Source organism: Cellulomonas sp. GTC20042 (assembly GCF_055389595.1).
Genome location: NZ_AP043678.1, coordinates 2293207 through 2309107, shown reverse-complemented (window position 1 = coordinate 2309107; position 15901 = coordinate 2293207). Strand labels below are relative to the sequence as shown.

Below are 15901 nucleotides of genomic sequence, written 5' to 3'. Positions count from 1 at the left end.
GGAGGATGTCCGACGTGCCCGCGCTCGACATCGTCCACCTGACCGATCCCGACGACGAGCGGCTCGCCGACTACGTCGCCCTGACCGACGTCGCCCTGCGCTCCCGGCACGAGCCGGCCAAGGGCCTGTACATCGCCGAGTCCTCGACGGTGCTCGGCCGCGCGCTCGCCGCGGGGCACCGGCCGCGATCGGTGCTGGTCTCGCCGCGCTGGCTGCCCGACCTGGAGCGGATGCTCGCTGCTGCCCCGGGCGAGGAGCCGGTGCGGGTCTACGTCGCGGAGCCCGCCGTGCTGGAGGCGATCACCGGCTTCCACGTGCACCGCGGTGCGCTGGCGTCGATGCACCGGCCGCCGCTGCCGACCGTGGCGGACGTGCTGGCAGACGCACGGGGCGGTCGGGGTGCGCGGCGGGTGGCGGTGCTGGAGGACGTCGTCGACCACACCAACGTCGGCGCGGCGTTCCGGTCGGCAGCCGCGATCGGGGTGGACGCGGTGCTGGTGACCCCGCGGTGCGCGGACCCGCTGTACCGGCGGTCGGTGCGGGTGTCGATGGGCACCGTGTTCCAGGTGCCGTGGACGCGGATCGACCCGTGGCCGTCCGGGATCGAGACGCTGCGCGCGGCGGGGTTCGTGACGGCGGCGCTCGCGCTGTCGGACGACTCGATCAGCCTGGACGTGCTGGAGGCGGACGCGCCCGAGCGGCTGGCGCTGGTGCTCGGTGCGGAGGGCGACGGGCTGAAGCCGGCGACGATCGCGGCGGCGGACCTCACCGTGCGGATCCCGATGGCCGGCGGGGTGGACTCGCTCAACGTCGCGGCCGCGGCGGCGGTGGCGTTCTGGGCGACGCGCGTGCGTTGAGGTGCGCGCCTGCGGCCGCCGACCTCGGGCACGCGCTGGCCGCCCGCGTGACGGTGCAGCGCGCCGACCACGCCGACGAGGTGGTGATGACCGTGGCGGCGGCCGTCGACCCGGCGGACGCCGCGGGGATCGACGCGCCCCGGATCGCGCAGGCCGTGCCCGCCGGGATCGTGACCGCCCTCGACCGAGCGGCGATCGTCCGTCGAGTTGTCATCTCTTGTCGCTTCGCGGGGCCGGGAAGCGACAGAAGATGACAACTCGGCGAGCGGGGGTCGGGTACGAGCGCCCAGCCCGCGATGCGGGGCGCGGGGCGGGTCGCCGCTACGGTGGCCGGATGCGTTCTGCCCTGCCTGCTGCCGCTGACGGCAGCACCACCTCCGACGAGGTCACCGCCGAGCACCTGCGGCAGGGGCTCAAGCCCCGGCACCTGACGATGATGGGCCTCGGCTCGGCGATCGGTGCGGGGCTGTTCCTCGGCAGCGGCGTCGGGATCGCGACGGCGGGGCCGGCGGTGCTGGTGTCCTACGCGCTCGCCGGGCTGCTGGTCGTGCTGGTGATGCGGATGCTGGCGGAGATGGCCTCGGCGATGCCGGCCAGCGGCTCGTTCTCGGTCTACGCGGAGGCGGCGCTCGGCCGGTGGGCGGGGTTCACGCTGGGCTGGCTGTACTGGTTCACGCTGATCATGGTGCTGGGCGTGGAGGTCACCGGGGTCGCGCGGATCGTCACCGGCTGGGCGCCGGGCGTGCCGCAGTGGTCGGTGGCGCTGGTGGTGGTGGCGCTGTTCGCGGTCGTCAACCTGTCCGGGGTGCGGCAGTTCGGCGAGCTGGAGTTCTGGTTCGCGTCGATCAAGGTGGCGGCGATCGTGCTGTTCCTGGTCGTGGGCGTGCTGCTGGTCCTCGGCTGGCTGCCGGGCACGGACCCGGTGGGCACGACGCACCTGCTCGGTGACGGGGGCTTCGCGCCGCAGGGGATCGGCGGGATCGTCGCGGGGCTGCTGGTGGTGCTGTTCGCGTTCGGCGGGATCGAGATCGTGACGATCGCGGCCGCCGAGGCGCGGGACCCGCAGCGGGCGGTGGCGCGGGCGACCCGGACGATCCTGTGGCGGATCCTGCTGTTCTACGTGGGCTCGGTGGCGATCATGGTGCTGGTGCTGCCGTGGGACGCGCCCGCGCTCCGGGAGGGGCCGTTCGTCGCCGTGCTGGACCTGGCGGGGCTGCCGGGTGCCGCGCGGGTGATGGAGGTGGTGGTGGTGATCGCGCTGCTGTCGGCCTTCAACGCGAACGTGTACGCGACCTCGCGCATGGCGTTCTCGCTGGCCGGGCGGGGTGACGGGCCGGCGGTGCTGCGGCGGGTCTCGCGGCGGGAGGTGCCGTGGGTGGCGGTGCTGGTGTCGGTGGCGCTCGGCGTGGTCGCGGTCGGCCTGAACTGGCTGCTGCCGGAGACCCTGCTCGGCATCCTGCTCAACGCGGTCGGTGCGGCGCTGCTGGTGGTGTGGGTGCTGGTCGCGGTGTCCCAGCTGCGGCTGCGCCCGCGGATCGAGGCGGAGGCGCGCGAGCGCGGCGAGGCGCTGACGGTGCGGATGTGGGGCTACCCGTGGCTGACCTGGGCGACGCTGGCCGCGCTCGCCGGGGTGGTGGTGCTGATGCTCACGGACGGATCGGCGCGCGGGCAGCTGCTGTCGACGGCCGGGCTGGTGGCGGTGATCGTGGGGATCTACGCGATCACGGCGGTGCGCCGGCGCCGCGCGACCACGAGCCCCGCCGTGCCGGACCCCGCCGAGGCGCGCTGAGGCGTCACAGCCCGAGCAGCAGGCTCGCGGCGATCAGCACCATCACCACGGCGATCCCGGCGTCGAGCACCCGCCACGCGGCGGGCCGGGCGAACACCGGTCGCAGCAGGCGCGCGCCGTAGCCGAGGCCGGTGAACCACAGGACGCTGCCGAGCACCGCCCCGGCGCCGAACCACCAGCGGTCGTCGCCGTGGGTGCCGGCCACCGAGCCGAGCAGCACGACGGTGTCCAGGTAGACGTGCGGGTTGAGCCAGGTCAGCGCGAGGGCGGTGCCGACCACCGGCCAGACCCGGGCAGCCGGCGCGACCGGTTCCTCGGCCGACGGATCCGGTGCCGCCCCGCCGACGCCCGCCTCGCCGGCATCGGCCCCGGGCGCCCCCGGCGCCGCTGCCACCAGCCCCGCCGCCGGACGCCACGCGCGCCGCGCGGCGACCACCGCGTAGCCGAGCAGGAACGCCGCCCCGGCGATCCGCGCGACCGTCAGCACCACGGGCGCCGCCTGCACCAGCGTGCCGAGCCCGCCCACGCCTGCGGCGATCAGCACCGCGTCGGACAGGGCGCACACCGCCACCACCGGCAGCACGTGGGTGCGGGTGAGGCCGGTGCGCAGCACGAAGGCGTTCTGCGCACCGATCGCGACGATCAGCGAGAGCCCGAACGCGAGCCCGGTGAGGGCGGTGACGAGGTGGTCCACGCCGCGACCGTACGGAGATCGAGCAGCATCGGTCCAATGACTGCGATCGATGCTGCATCGATCCTCGTGATGATCAGGACGCGGGCAGCACCCCGGAGCGCATGACCTCGGCGTACCAGTGCGCGCTCGCCTTGGGCGTGCGCTCCAGGGTGTCCCGGTCGACGTGCACCAGGCCGAACCGCTTGGAGTACCCGTAGGCCCACTCGTAGTTGTCGAGCAGCGTCCACAGCAGGTAGCCGCGCACGTCGGCGCCCTGCTCGACGGCCTGGTGCACGGCGGCCAGGTGCTCGTGCAGGTAGGCGATCCGGTCCGGGTCCTGCACGACGCCGTCGGTCACGGTGGTGTCGTCGTAGGCGGCGCCGTTCTCGGTGATCACCAGGTGCGCGCCGGCCGGGCCGGTGAGCGAGGTGTGCAGGTCGAGCAGCAGCTCGCGGAACGCCCCGGGGTGGTTCTCCCAGTCCATCGCCGTGCGGGACGCCTGCGTGGGCACCCAGCGTGACTCGCGCGCGGTGAGCCAGGGGGAGACCCCGGCGTCGGCGGAGGCGCCCGAGGGGGAGACCGTGCCGGAGCCGTCGGGGGCGCCGATCAGCCAGGAGTTGTAGTAGTTGACGCCCAGCACGTCGATCGGGGCGGCGATCGTGGCGAGGTCCCCGTCGTGCACCAGGTCGTCCGGCCAGAGCGGGCCCACGTCGGCGAGGAAGCCCTCGGGGTAGGCGCCGTGGAAGATCGGCTCGGTGAACACCCGGTGCTGCGCGTCCTCCAGGCGGCGCACGGTGTCGCGGTCGGCGGCGCTGGCCGGGTCCTCGGGGGCGTAGCGGGAGAAGTTCAGCGTGATCCCGAGCAGGGCGTCCGGATCGGCCTCGCGCAGCGCCCGGACCGCGAGCCCGTGCCCGAGGTTGAGGTGGTGCAGCGCGCGCAGCGAGGCGACGTCGTCCCGGATCCCGGGGGCGTGCTGGCCGCCCGCGTAGCCGAGGAAGGCCGAGCACCACGGCTCGTTCAGGGTGGTCCACGAGCGCACCCGGTCGCCGAGGGCGGCGTGCACGTCCAGCGCGTACTCCGCGAAGCGCTCGGCGGTGGCGCGGGCCGTCCAGCCGCCCTGCTCCTCGATGGCCTGCGGCAGGTCCCAGTGGTAGAGCGTGAGCCAGGGGTCGATGCCGGCGGCCAGCAGCTCGTCCACCAGCCGGTCGTAGAACGCGAGGCCCTGCGGGTTGACCGGTCCGCCGTCGGGCCGGATGCGCGCCCAGGAGGTCGAGAAGCGGTAGGTCCGCACGCCGAGGTCGCGCATCAGGGCCACGTCGGCGGGGTAGCGGTGGTAGTGGTCGTCGGCGATCTCGCCGTCGTCCCCGCCCTCGACGGCGCCGGGCACCCGGGCGAACACGTCCCAGATCGAGTCGGTGCGCCCGTCCAGGTGGGCGGCCCCCTCGATCTGGTAGGCCGCGGTGGCGACGCCCCAGCCGAAGCCGGCCGGGAACCGGCGCGGGCCGAGCGGTGCGGGCGCCGCCCACGGGCTCGCGGGCCGCGGGTCCTGCGCGGCGGCAGGGGTGGCGGTCACGCGCTCACCTCCGTCGTGGCCACGGCGCCCGGCAGCGGCGTGCCGACCGGGGCCCCGCGCAGCTGTCCGGCGTGCCGCAGCACCCGGGGGTCGAGCACGGCGGCGGGGTCGAGCGGCCCGTCGGCGGTGATCGTGAACACCGCCTCCTCGCCGGGGAGCAGGCTGACCAGCGCACGATCCACCCGCGCCGCGGGGTGCGCGCGATCGACCAGCAGGGTCACGTCGCGCAGGTAGGAGCGGGCGTGGACGGTCACCACCGCGCCGTGCTCCGTCGGGTCGACGGTGGCGATCAGGGCGTCCGGGTCGAGATCCTGGTCGACGATCTCGGCCAGGTCGAGGATCACGCGGGCGAAGCCGTGCAGCGTGGCGACCAGCACCTCGCGGGTGGGATCGGTGGACGCGGTGACCTCGGCGGGCAGCGCCAACCGGGCCACCCCGCGCGCGGGCACGCTCACCGGGGCCGACCAGCGGGCGCGCAGGGCGCCGTCCAGGGTGATCCGCTCGACCACGGCCTCGCCGGACCAGCCGGCGTCGGTGTCGTCGTGCAGCACCAGCACGTGCCCGGGGGTCGCGTCGGCGCTCGGCTCGTAGCGATCGGCCGGGCCGGCGGCGAGCGATCCGACCAGCGCGGTCACCTCGGGCAGGGCGGGCTGGATCGTCGCGAAGCGCGGGGCGTAGACGTCGCGCAGCGCGTACCAGAGCGGCTTGCGGCGCTCGGCGTGGTCGACGGCCGCCCAGGAGACCACCGGCCAGTCGTCGTTGAGCTGCCAGACCACGGTGCCGGAGGTGTAGGGCGCCAGCGCGCGGAAGTGGGAGATCCCGAAGTGCAGCGCGTGGGCCTGGTTGAGCTGGGTGGCGAAGTGCCAGTCGTCGATCGTGCGCGGCTCGGGCAGGTGACCGCGCAGGCCGCGCTCGAGCTTGAGGTTGCCGTTGTTGGCCTTCTGGTGCACCAGCAGCTCGTGGCCGTCGGGGTGCAGCGGGCTGTCGTGCACGACGTCGAACAGGGTGGTCCAGGCGGCGGGGCCCTGGAAGCCGAACTCGGCGACGAACCGCGGGTGCCAGTCGGCGTAGGCGCGGTAGTCCTTCTCGTTCCACACGTCCCAGATGTGCACCGTGCCGTCGGTGGGCAGGTTGGGGGACAGGTGCGCGTCGGCGGAGTACGGGCTGCCCGGGATGTACGGGCGGGTCGGGTCGAGCTCGGCCAGGATCGCCGGGAACGTCTCGCGGTAGTAGCCGTCGCCCCAGGTGCGACCCTCCAGCGTGCCGCGCCAGCCCCACTCGGCGTAGCCGACCAGGTTCTCGTTGTTGCCGTTCCACAGCACGAGGCTGGGGTGCTTGCTCAGCCGGGTCACCGCCTCGCGGGCCTCGGCCTCGATCTCCTCGGCCAGCCAGGGCTCCTCGGCGTAGGCGGCGCACGCCAGCAGGAAGTCCTGCCAGACCAGCACGCCCTGCTCGGAGCAGATCTCGTACAGGTCGTCCCACTCGTACATGCCGCCGCCCCAGATCCGGAGCAGGTTCATGTTCGCCTCGGTGGCGTCGGCCACCCGGCGCTCCAGACGCGCCCGGTCGATCCGGGTGACGAAGGCGTCGTCCGGGATCCAGTTGGCGCCGCGCACGTGCACGACGCGCTCGTTCACCAGGATCTCGAAGGGGTGGCCGGCGGCGTCCGCCAACGTGTTCAGCCGCACGGTCCGGAAGCCGACCCGGTGCCGCCACGGGGTCGCGCCGGGGACGCTGATCTCGACGTCGTACAGCGGCTGCTCGCCGTGCCCGCGCGGCCACCACAGCGCCACGTCCGGCACCACCACGGTCACGACGCCGCTGCCGCGCACGGTGGCGGTGGCCTCGATCGCCTCGCCGTCGCGCGACACCACGACCCGCACCGGGCGGGCCTGCGGCACCCCGTCGTCCACCAGGTCCACGTGCGCGGTGAGCACCCCGGCTGTCCCGGCGACGTCCACCAGCGGGCGCACCGCGGCGATCCGCACGTCCGACCAGCCCTCGATCCCGATCGAGCGCCAGATGCCGGAGGTCGCGACGTCGATGCCCCAGTCCCAGCCGAAGTTCGACGCGGTCTTGCGGATCGCGTTGTACGGGTGGTGGTTGACGTGGAACAAGTGGCCGCCGTTCTCCCGCTCGCGCCGCTCGGCCGCCGGCACGGGCGCGTCGAAGGTGATCTCGATCGTGTTCTCGCCCGGGAGCAGCAGGTGGTCGACGCCCCAGCGGTAGGAGCGGTTCTGGTTGGCGGTCTGCGCGACCACGGTGCCGTTGAGGACGACTGTGGCGAGGGTGTCGAGGCCCTGGGCCACCAGGTCGTGCCGGGCGGCGCCGTCAGGCGTCCAGGTGAACGTGCGGGCGAACCGCCAGACCGTCGAACCGATCCACTGCTGCGCGGCCTCGTTGTCGGCGTCGAAGGGCTCGGCGATCAGGCCGGCGGCCAGCAGGTCGAGGTGCACGCAGCCCGGGACGGTGGCGGGGACCTCGCGGCCGAGCAGGTCGGCGGGGGCCTCGCCGGACAGGGCGGTCACGGTCCAGGAGCCGTCGAGGTCGAGGGTGGTGGCGGCGGTGGTGCTGACGGTCATGCGAGGAACCTCCGAGAGCCGTGGGCGTCGCTCCGGTGCGGCGCGGGTCCCACTCTGCCGGGGTTACTTAAGTCAGTCAAGAAAGAAGGAGATGTGAGGCGGCGCGACCGGGGAACAGCAGGTCAGCGGGGTGCGAGCGCGCGTTGCAGCACCAGCGTGGCGGCCCCGACGGCGGCCGCGTCGGCCACCTGCCCGGACAGGGCGACGTGCACCGGGTGCCGCTCGGCGGCGAACAGCTCGGTCGCGAGGCGCTGCTCCAGGTGCCGCTGGTAGATCGTGCCGGCCACCGCGAACGCCGGGCCCGCCAGCACCACCGAGTCCAGGTCGAGGATGTTCGCGATGGCGAGCACCGCGTCGCCCAGGTGCTCCGCCGACTCCTCGACCAGCGCCAGCGCCACGTCGTCGCCCTGCACCGCCGCCGTCGCCACCGCGTCGAAGTCGGTCAGCCAGTCCGCCTCCGGGCTGAGCCGGATCCGGGTGGCCGCGCCGGACGCCACCAGCGCCCGCGCCCGCTCTGCCACCGCGCGCGGCACCACCACGTCCTCCACGGTCCGCCCGCGCCACACGCTGCCCCGGTGCACGGCCAGGTGCCCGATCGCCCCGGTGTTCGAGGACGCGCCGCGGAACACCGCCCCGTCCAGCACGATCCCGGTGCCCACGCTGGCACCCATGTAGACCGTGCAGTGCGCCCGCGAGCCCACGCTCGCCCCGCCCCAGAAGTGCCCGAGGGCCGCCGCCGTCGCGTCGTTGTCCAGTGCCACCGGCAGCCCGGTCAGCCGTGCCAGCTCGTCCCGCAGCGGGAACCCCGCCCAGCCCGGCAGCGAGCGCGAGCGCAGCACCACCCCGCGGTCCACGTCCAGCAGCCCGGGGGAGGCCAGGCCGATCCCCACCACCCGGTCCCGATCCGTTCCCGTCGTGACCAGCAGCTCGGCGACCACCTCCGCCACCGTGCCCAGCACCTGCGCCGGTGTCCGGCCGCGCGCGCCCCGCACCCGCGTGCGGCCGACCATCGCGCCGACGGCGTCCACCACCGTCGCCACCACCCAGTCCGCGCCGAGCTGCACGCCCACGCCGCAGATCGCCCGGGTGCGCAGCGTCAGCAGGGTCCGCGGCTTGCCGCCGGTGTACTCGCGCTCGCCGGTCTCCTCCAGCAGGCCCTCGTCCAGCAGGGCGCGCACCACGTGCGAGATCGTCGCCTGCGTCAGGCCGGTGACCTCCGCCAGCTCGGCGCGGCTGGCCGACCCGCGCTGCCGGATCGCGTCCAGCACCGCACCGCGGCTGGCGGGGTGCGCCCGGACCTGGCTCATCCGGCAGATGATTCCACAGGCGACGCGCCATACTGCGGACCATGGATCCTGCGTCCCCCAGCAGCGCCGTCGGCGCCGTCGTGCGCCGTACCCCGGGGCACCGCGGCCTCGCCCCGTTCCACACCGCCCTGATCGACGGCATCGAGCACGTGCTCGCCGACCAGGGCGTGCGGCTGCTGGTGCACATCGTCACCGAGGAGGACGAGGAGCTCGCCACCTACCGGCGCTGGGCCGAGCACGGCACCGTCGCGACCGTGCTGGTGAACGACCTCGAGCCGGACGACCCACGGATCGCCCTGTGCCGCGGGCTCGGGCTGACCGTCGTGCTGCTCGGCGAGTACCCCCGCACCGAGGTCACCACCATCGACGTCGACAACGACGCCGCCATGCGCGTCGCCGTGGACTACCTGTCCCGGCTCGGGCACACCCGGATCGGCCGGGTCAGCGGCCCCGCGCGCCTGTTCCACACCGTCACCCGCAGCCGCTCCTTCGAGCGGTACGTCACCGACGCCGGCGCCGTCGGGCGCACCGTGCAGGGCGACTACAGCGCCGAGGCCGGCGCCGCCGGGCTGCGCACTCTGCTGTCGGAGGACCCCGCGATCACCGCCGTGATGTTCGACAACGACGTGATGGCCGTCGCGGCGCTGGGGGAGGCTGCGGCCTTTGGGCGGCGGGTGCCGGAGGACCTGTCGCTGCTCGCCTGGGACGACTCCCCGGAGTGCCAGCTCGCCCGGCCGCCGCTGTCCGTCGTCGCGCGGGACATCCGCGGGCTCGGGCTGCGGCTCGCGGAGGTGCTGCTGGAGCCGGAGCCGCCGCGGGTGGTGCACACGCGCGGGGCGGTGATCGTGCCGCGGGGGTCGACGGCGGGGGTGTCGGGCGCGCGGGGCTGAGCGGCGGACCGACTCAGCGCCGTGACTGGGACGCGCAGATCGGCCGGCGCGGTCGCGGAGACCGGGCAGACTGCCGGGCATGACCAGCGACGGACAGACCCCGCACCCGATCCGCGCCGCCGTCCTCGACGTGGTGGCAGCCCGGATGGGCGCGTTCGGCGACTTCGCGCCGCCGCCGGAGGAGATCGAGGAGCAGGCGCTCGCGCACCTGCGCGAGAGCTACGGCGCGGAGTTCGAGATCGTCGAGATCGAGCGTGCGGGGTTCGCCCACCCGACGGATGTGATCGTGGCGCGTCGCAGCGGCACGGACGAGGAGATCACCGTGCGGCGCTTCCCGACGGACGGGCGCTTCGAGGGATGAGCGACGAGCACCCCGCCGCGCCGGGCGGGCCCGGACCGGCGAGCCAGAGCCGGAGGAGCGAGTACGACGACCTCGCCGACCGCGCGGAGCGTGGCGGGCTCACGATCAGGCCTGGCACTCTGCGCCGCGCACCGGCCGCCGCGCAGAACGGTCGGCGCGCGCTCATGGCCGCGACGGGTCGGTCCACCGTGGAGGACGCGATCCGGGCTGCACTGGGTCGATCGCCTCGGGTGCCCTGAGCCGCGCCGGATCGCCCCTCACCCCTCCGCCCCCACCTCCAGCACCAGCGCCTGCCCCGGCGCGAGCAGCGGCAGCCGCACGCCCGCCCCCGCGAGCGCCGCTCCCGTGAGCGTCACCGACCCCGCCGCCAGCCACGGCACCGGCTGCACGTCCAGCCCGTCCGGCACGGTCAGCTCGGGCACCGGCCGCACGCGATACCGCCGACCCGCGTCCAGCCCCGGCACCCGCAGCACCGTCGGCAGCGCGCGCCCCCCGGTCACGACGCGCACCACCCGCACGACAGCCGCCGACCCGTCCGGCGCGAGCACCTGCGTGACGTGCAGGCCGGGGTCGGGCTGCACGGGGTGCCGGAGCAGGCCGGTGTGCAGCAGGGGGCGTAGGCGGCGGTAGGCGGCGATGCCGCCGCGCAGGGTGTCGAGCTCGGCGGGGGTGCAGCCGGTGATGTCCCACTCGATCCCCGCGGAGCCGATCAGCGCGACGGCGATCCGCAGGTCCAGGGATGCGGGGCGGTGGGTGGTGTGCGCGACGGTCGGGCCGACATGGGCGCCGATCAGCTCGGGCGGGATCAGCAGCTCGGTCCAGCGCTGGATGTCGAGGCGCTCGATCGGGTCGTTGGTGTCGGAGGCCCAGACGCGGTCGGTGTGGTCGAGCACGCCGAGGTCGATCCGGGCGCCGCCGGAGGCGCAGGACTCGATCTCCAGGCCGGGGTGCCGTTCGCGGACGGCGTCCATCAGCCGGTAGACGGCCTCGGTGTGCCGGAGCACGGCCGCGCGCCCGTCGTGCACGGCCTCCAGCAGGTCGCGGTTCTGGTCCCACTTGAGGTAGTCGACGCCCGCCGAGGCGACCACGGCCGAGATCCGGTCCAGCAGGTACGCGGTGGCCTCGGGGCGGGTGAGGTCGAGCACGTGCTGGTGCCGCCAGGTGCGGCCGGGGGCGTCGGCGGGGTGCAGCAGCCAGTCGGGGTGCGTGCGGGCCAGGTCGGAGTCGAGGTTGACCATCTCCGGCTCGACCCACAGGCCGAGCTGCATGCCGAGGTCGTGCACCAGGTCGCCGAGCGGGGCGAGCCCCTCGGGCCAGACGTCGGCGTCGATCGACCAGTCGCCGAGGCCGGCGCGGTCGGAGCGGCGGCCGTGGAACCAGCCGTCGTCCAGCACGAAGCGTTCGACGCCGAGGTCGGCGGCGGTGCGGGCCAGCGCGGTCAGCCGGTCGAGGTCGTGGCTGAAGTAGACGGCCTCCCAGGTGTTGAGGGTGACCGGGCGCGGGGTGCGCGGGTGGGACGGGCGTGCGCGCAGGGAGGTGTGCAGCCGGTCGCCGATCCCGTCCAGCCCGGCGTCGGACCACACGAGCACGACCTCGGGGGTGCGCAGCGACTCGCCCGGCGCGAGCACGACCTCGCCGGGACGCAGCAGGGCGCCGGCGCCGATCACGGTCGGGGCCTCGGGCAGGGCGTCCAGGCGGTAGACGGCGTCGGCGCTCCACGCCAGGTGCACCGCCCAGGTCTCGCCCTGCGACGCGTCGAAGCCGGGCGTCCCGGCCACCAGCAGCATGGGGGAGTCGTGGCCGGTGCGGCCGCGCCGGGTCTCGCGGACCTGGCTGCCCTGGGCCAGCGGGCGGCGCTGCGGGACGCGCTCGCGGGTCCACCGGCCGGTGAAGTCGAGCACCTCGCCCGCGGCGTCGCCGATCGGCAGCGCGACCTCCAGGGCGGTGATCGCGACCGGGTCGGCAGCGGTGCTGGTGATCTCGTGCGAGACGCGCAGCACCCCGGCGGCGTCCAGGTGGAACCGGGTGCGCAGCCGCAGGCCGTCGGCCTCGGCGGTGACGTCGAGCGCTCCGGGGCGGGTGTGCACGGCGGTGGCGCCCCAGCGGGTGAGCAGCAGGCGGCCGTCCCGCTCGCCGGCCAGCCCGGGGCGGCCCTGCCAGCCGTCGGTCTCGCCGGGCAGGATCGTCAGCGGCCACGGCTCGTCGAGCGCGGAGGAGGACACCGGGCGGCCGAGGGCGGCACGCAGCGCGGCCACCTGCGCCGGGTCGGCAGGGTCGAGGTCGCCCAGGTCGGCGCCCCAGTGCAGCACCTCGGGCAGGCCGGTCGGCGGGACGTGCAGCAGCAGGTCGACCCCGGCGGAGCGCAGGCGGTGCAGGGTGGTGCCGGTGGTCATCGGGTCTCCTCGTCGGTCGATCGGTCGGCGTGCTCGGCGACCACCGCGCACCCGCGCGCCGGCAGCACGAACCGCGGCCCCACCGCGGCCCCGGTGATCAGGTCCACCCCGGCGGCCTCGACCTCGGCGTCGGCGTCGGTGTGGTTGAGCAGGAACAGCACGCCGCCGTCCGGGGTGATCCGCCGCACGGCCTCCACGCCGGGAGACGTCACGGCCGCCGGGCGCAGGTCCAGATCGGCGGTCACCTGGTCGAGCACCCGTGCGGCGGCCTCCGGGGTCAGGTGCGCGCCGACGTACCAGGCGGTGCCCGCGCCGTGCCGGTGCCGGGTGACGGCAGCCCGGCCCACCGAGTCCCCGTCCAGGTACCGCAGCACCGCGGACGCCCCGGCGAGCACGGTGTCCTCGGTCCACTCGACCACGGTGCTGCCGTCGTCCAGCCGCACGGACTCGTCCCGTTGCAGGGGCCGGAACTCCTCGGTCCACACCCCGAGCCAGTCCCGGAACGCGCCGGGGTAGCCGCCGGGGATCACCCGGCTGTCCCGGTCGACGACCCCGGACAGGTAGGTGACCAGGGCGGTGCCGCCGCCGGCCACGTACGCGCCGAGCCGGGCACCGAGCGCGGCATCGGCCACGAACAGCGTCGGGACCAGAACCAGGTCGTAGCCGTCCAGCGGGGCGTCGGCGGGCAGCACGTCGACCAGCACGTTGCGGTCCCACAGCAGCCCGTGCCAGAGGCGCGGCTCGCGGGCGTAGCGCAGCGCGCGGTGCGGCTTGAGGCCCTGCTCCAGCGCCCAGCCGGACTCGTCGTCGGCGAGCAGCGCCACCCGTGCGGGCTCGACGGGGGAGCCGGCGACCCGGGAGATCGCGCCCAGCACCCGCCCGGTCTCGACCACCTCGCGCCACACCCGGGTCTGCGTGCCGGCGTGCGGCAGCATCGCGGAGTGGAACTGCTCGGTGCCGGCGAGCGAGGCCCGCCACTGGAAGAACAGGGCGCCGTCGGAGCCGCGCGCCACGTGCCCGAGGGCGTTGCGCAGGATCTCGCCGGGGGACTTGGCGCGGTTGCGCTCCTGCCAGCTCGGCGCGCCGGTGGAGTGCTCCATCAGCAGCCAGGGGGCGCGGCCACCGCCGGGCAGCGAGCGGGACAGGCCGCGGGTGCGGTCGCCGGCGTAGGCGAGGTCCTGGGCGCGGCGTGGGTCGGCGACCAGGGTGTAGTGGTCGGTCGCGACGACGTCCACGTCCGCGGCCCAGGTGGCGTAGTCGGCGACGTGCGGTCCGACCCCGATCATCAGGTTGGTGGTGACCGGCGCGTCGCTGCGGGCGCGGATCACGGCGGCCTCGGCGCGGTGGTGGTCGAGCAGCGCGTCGGAGGAGAACCGCTCGAAGTCCAGGTAGAGGCCCGGCACGCCGATGTCGCGGTGGCCGCGCGGGGGCACGATCTCGGCCAGGTCGCCGAAGCGGTGGCCCCAGAACGCGGTGCCCCAGGCGGCGTTGACCGCCGCCACGTCCCCGTACTTCTGCGCCAGCCACGAGCGGAACGCCGCCGCGGACACGTCGCACCAGCACCGGGCGTTGCCGCCGCCGAGCTCGTTGCTGACGTGCCACAGCCGGACCGCGGGGTGGTGGCCGTAGCGGTCGGCGAGCGCGGTGACGATCCGCAGCGCGTGCCGGCGGAACACCGGGCTGCTCGGGCACCAGCCCAGGCGTCCGCCGGGGTGCTGCGGGTGCAGGTCGCGGTCCACCGGGAGGATCTCCGGGTGCGCGTGCAGCAGCCAGCTCGGCGGTGCGGCGGTGGGGGTGGCCAGGTCGATCGCGATCCCGGCGTCGTGCAGCAGGCCGATCACCTCGTCCAGCCACGCCCAGTCGTACTGGCCCTCGCGCGGCTCGAGCAGCCCCCAGGAGAAGACGCCGAGGGTGACGACGTTCACCCCGGCCTCGCGCATCAGCGCGACGTCCTCGCGCCAGACGGCGGGGTCCCACTGCTCGGGGTTGTAGTCGCCGCCGAAGGCCAGGCCAGGGGTGATCCGGACGGGTGCGGGTACGGGTGCGGTCGTCACAGCATCTCCCTCGATGTCGGCTGGCTCGCACCCCGAGGTTCCAGTCACCGACCCCGCTTTGTCAACCTGTGAAACTAAGAGCGGCCGATCAGGCGACAGGCTCCAGCAGGCTCCGCAGCGCCGCCACGGCCCCGGCGCGCGCCCACTCGGCGAAGTCGAAGGGCTGCACGTCCAGCGGCGTGGCGGCCCCCGGCGGGTTGCGCACCTCGTCGATGGAGGCCCACACCGCCTCCGGCGCCAGGCGCATCACGGCCAGGCCGTCGCCGGTGAGCACGATCTTCTCCGGGTCGAGCACGTTGGCCACCGTCCCGATCAGCACCCCGAGCGCGCGCCCGGCCTCGCGGAACGCCAGCACCGCGCCCGCGTGCCGCTGCTCGGCCATCGCGACGACCTGCTCGTAGGTGACGCCGACGCCGAGCGATCCGGCGATCGCGCCGCTGGTCAGGTACACGCTGACGCACCCGCGGTGACCCAGTCCGCAGATCGGGCCGGAGGGGTCGATCACCAGGTGGTCCAGCCGCCCGGCGCGCCCGGTGGAGCCGCCGACCATCCGGTCGTCCACCACCAGCCCGAGGCCGACGCCGGTGCCGACGGTGACCAGCGCCATGGACCGGCAGCCCGCGCCGGCGCCGAACCAGTGCTCGGCCGCGGTGAGGGCGCGCACGTCGTTCTCGGTGGTCACCGGCAGGCCGAGCCGCTCGGTCAGCACCGCGGTGACCTGCGCGTCCGTCCATCCGAGGTAGGGCGAGTCGACCACCACCTGCGCCAGGCCGGCACCCACCAGGTCGCCCGCCAGGCACACCCCGACCGCGCACAGCGTGTGCACCTCGCGCAGCCGGCCGACCAGGGCCTCGATCTGCGCGATCACCGCGTCGAAGGACCGGTCGACGATCCGCTCCTCGGTGGTGCTCACCACCTGGGCGGTGAGGTCGGTGACCGCGGCGTAGAGCACGTCGGCGGTGAGCTTGATCCCGAGCAGGCGGTAGGTGTCGGACCGGGCCTGGAGCAGCTCGGAGGGGCGGCCGGTGCGGGCGCGCATCTCGAGGCCGACCTCGCCGATCATCCCGTGCTCGACCAGTGCGCGGGTGACCCGGGTCAGGCTGGCGCGGGACAGGCCGAGGCGTGCGGCGATCTCGGTGCGGGGGATCGGCCCGTGGATCAGCACCTCGCGCAGGGCGCCGCGCTCCGCCTGGCCCAGCGCGGGCCAGCGGGTCGGCAGCGCCGTCGGGGCGAGCGGTGCGTGCGTCGTCATGGGATCCGTCCCTTCGTGCCACATCCGTGCGGGGCCCTGCGGCCGGCGCCCGGCCGGTCGGAGGACCGGTCCGAGCATGCCGCAGTGACCGAGCTGTGACCTGCATTCTGGCACGAGTTGGTTGACGCACTTAATTAAGTCGGGTAAGAAGGCTCCAGTCGCGATCCGCG

12 protein-coding genes are annotated in these 15901 nt (G+C 75.0%); 5 read left to right on the top strand and 7 right to left on the bottom strand.

Annotation, left to right across the window (positions count from 1 at the left end):
* Window positions 1-5 precede the first annotated feature (5 nt).
* The 3 genes from ACZ5HG_RS10795 (at window position 6) to ACZ5HG_RS10785 (ending at window position 2646) form a co-directional block, all read left to right on the top strand.
* Window positions 6-857 (top strand): TrmH family RNA methyltransferase, encoded by an 852-nt coding sequence (locus ACZ5HG_RS10795; protein ID WP_464176034.1) that lies wholly within the window; start codon window positions 6-8, stop codon window positions 855-857.
* A gap of 47 nt (window positions 858-904) precedes the next feature.
* On the top strand, window positions 905-1111 hold the full coding sequence (locus ACZ5HG_RS10790; RefSeq protein ID WP_464176032.1) for a hypothetical protein: 207 nt from the start codon (window positions 905-907) through the stop codon (window positions 1109-1111).
* A gap of 80 nt (window positions 1112-1191) precedes the next feature.
* Window positions 1192-2646, top strand: a complete 1455-nt coding sequence (locus tag ACZ5HG_RS10785) for an amino acid permease (RefSeq protein WP_464176028.1) — start codon at window positions 1192-1194, stop codon at window positions 2644-2646.
* A 4-nt stretch (window positions 2647-2650) separates the two neighbouring features.
* Here ACZ5HG_RS10785 and ACZ5HG_RS10780 read toward each other — a convergent pair whose 3' ends face one another.
* The 4 genes from ACZ5HG_RS10780 to ACZ5HG_RS10765 form a co-directional block, all read right to left on the bottom strand.
* Window positions 2651-3340, bottom strand: a complete 690-nt coding sequence (locus ACZ5HG_RS10780) for a LysE/ArgO family amino acid transporter (protein ID WP_464176026.1) — start codon at window positions 3338-3340, stop codon at window positions 2651-2653.
* 73 nt (window positions 3341-3413) lie between these two features.
* The gene (locus tag ACZ5HG_RS10775) at window positions 3414-4892 is read right to left on the bottom strand and encodes a GH1 family beta-glucosidase (RefSeq protein ID WP_464176023.1); all 1479 of its coding nucleotides are present in this window, start codon (window positions 4890-4892) and stop codon (window positions 3414-3416) included.
* Window positions 4889-7474 carry a glycoside hydrolase family 2 protein gene (locus ACZ5HG_RS10770; protein WP_464176020.1) on the bottom strand — a complete coding sequence of 862 codons (2586 nt, stop codon included), beginning with the start codon at window positions 7472-7474 and terminating at the stop codon, window positions 4889-4891. The genes ACZ5HG_RS10775 and ACZ5HG_RS10770 overlap by 4 nt, the downstream gene beginning before the upstream one ends.
* Window positions 7475-7596: 122 nt before the next feature.
* Window positions 7597-8781 carry an ROK family transcriptional regulator gene (locus tag ACZ5HG_RS10765; RefSeq protein ID WP_464176017.1) on the bottom strand — a complete coding sequence of 395 codons (1185 nt, stop codon included), beginning with the start codon at window positions 8779-8781 and terminating at the stop codon, window positions 7597-7599.
* A gap of 41 nt (window positions 8782-8822) precedes the next feature.
* Between ACZ5HG_RS10765 and ACZ5HG_RS10760 the strand changes: the two genes are divergently transcribed.
* Window positions 8823-9671 (top strand): LacI family DNA-binding transcriptional regulator, encoded by an 849-nt coding sequence (locus ACZ5HG_RS10760; protein ID WP_464176015.1) that lies wholly within the window; start codon window positions 8823-8825, stop codon window positions 9669-9671.
* 79 nt (window positions 9672-9750) lie between these two features.
* On the top strand, window positions 9751-10032 hold the full coding sequence (locus ACZ5HG_RS10755) for a hypothetical protein (protein WP_464176013.1): 282 nt from the start codon (window positions 9751-9753) through the stop codon (window positions 10030-10032).
* 257 nt (window positions 10033-10289) lie between these two features.
* Here ACZ5HG_RS10755 and ACZ5HG_RS10750 read toward each other — a convergent pair whose 3' ends face one another.
* From ACZ5HG_RS10750 to ACZ5HG_RS10740, 3 genes are all read right to left on the bottom strand, one after another.
* The gene (locus tag ACZ5HG_RS10750; protein ID WP_464176011.1) at window positions 10290-12425 is read right to left on the bottom strand and encodes an alpha-galactosidase; all 2136 of its coding nucleotides are present in this window, start codon (window positions 12423-12425) and stop codon (window positions 10290-10292) included.
* Complete coding sequence (locus ACZ5HG_RS10745) at window positions 12422-14479, bottom strand: beta-galactosidase (RefSeq protein ID WP_464176009.1); 2058 nt, start codon at window positions 14477-14479, stop codon at window positions 12422-12424. The genes ACZ5HG_RS10750 and ACZ5HG_RS10745 overlap by 4 nt, the downstream gene beginning before the upstream one ends.
* 88 nt (window positions 14480-14567) lie before the next feature.
* Window positions 14568-15731, bottom strand: coding sequence for an ROK family protein (locus ACZ5HG_RS10740; RefSeq protein ID WP_464176007.1), 1164 nt, complete (start codon window positions 15729-15731; stop codon window positions 14568-14570).
* Window positions 15732-15901 lie beyond the last annotated feature (170 nt).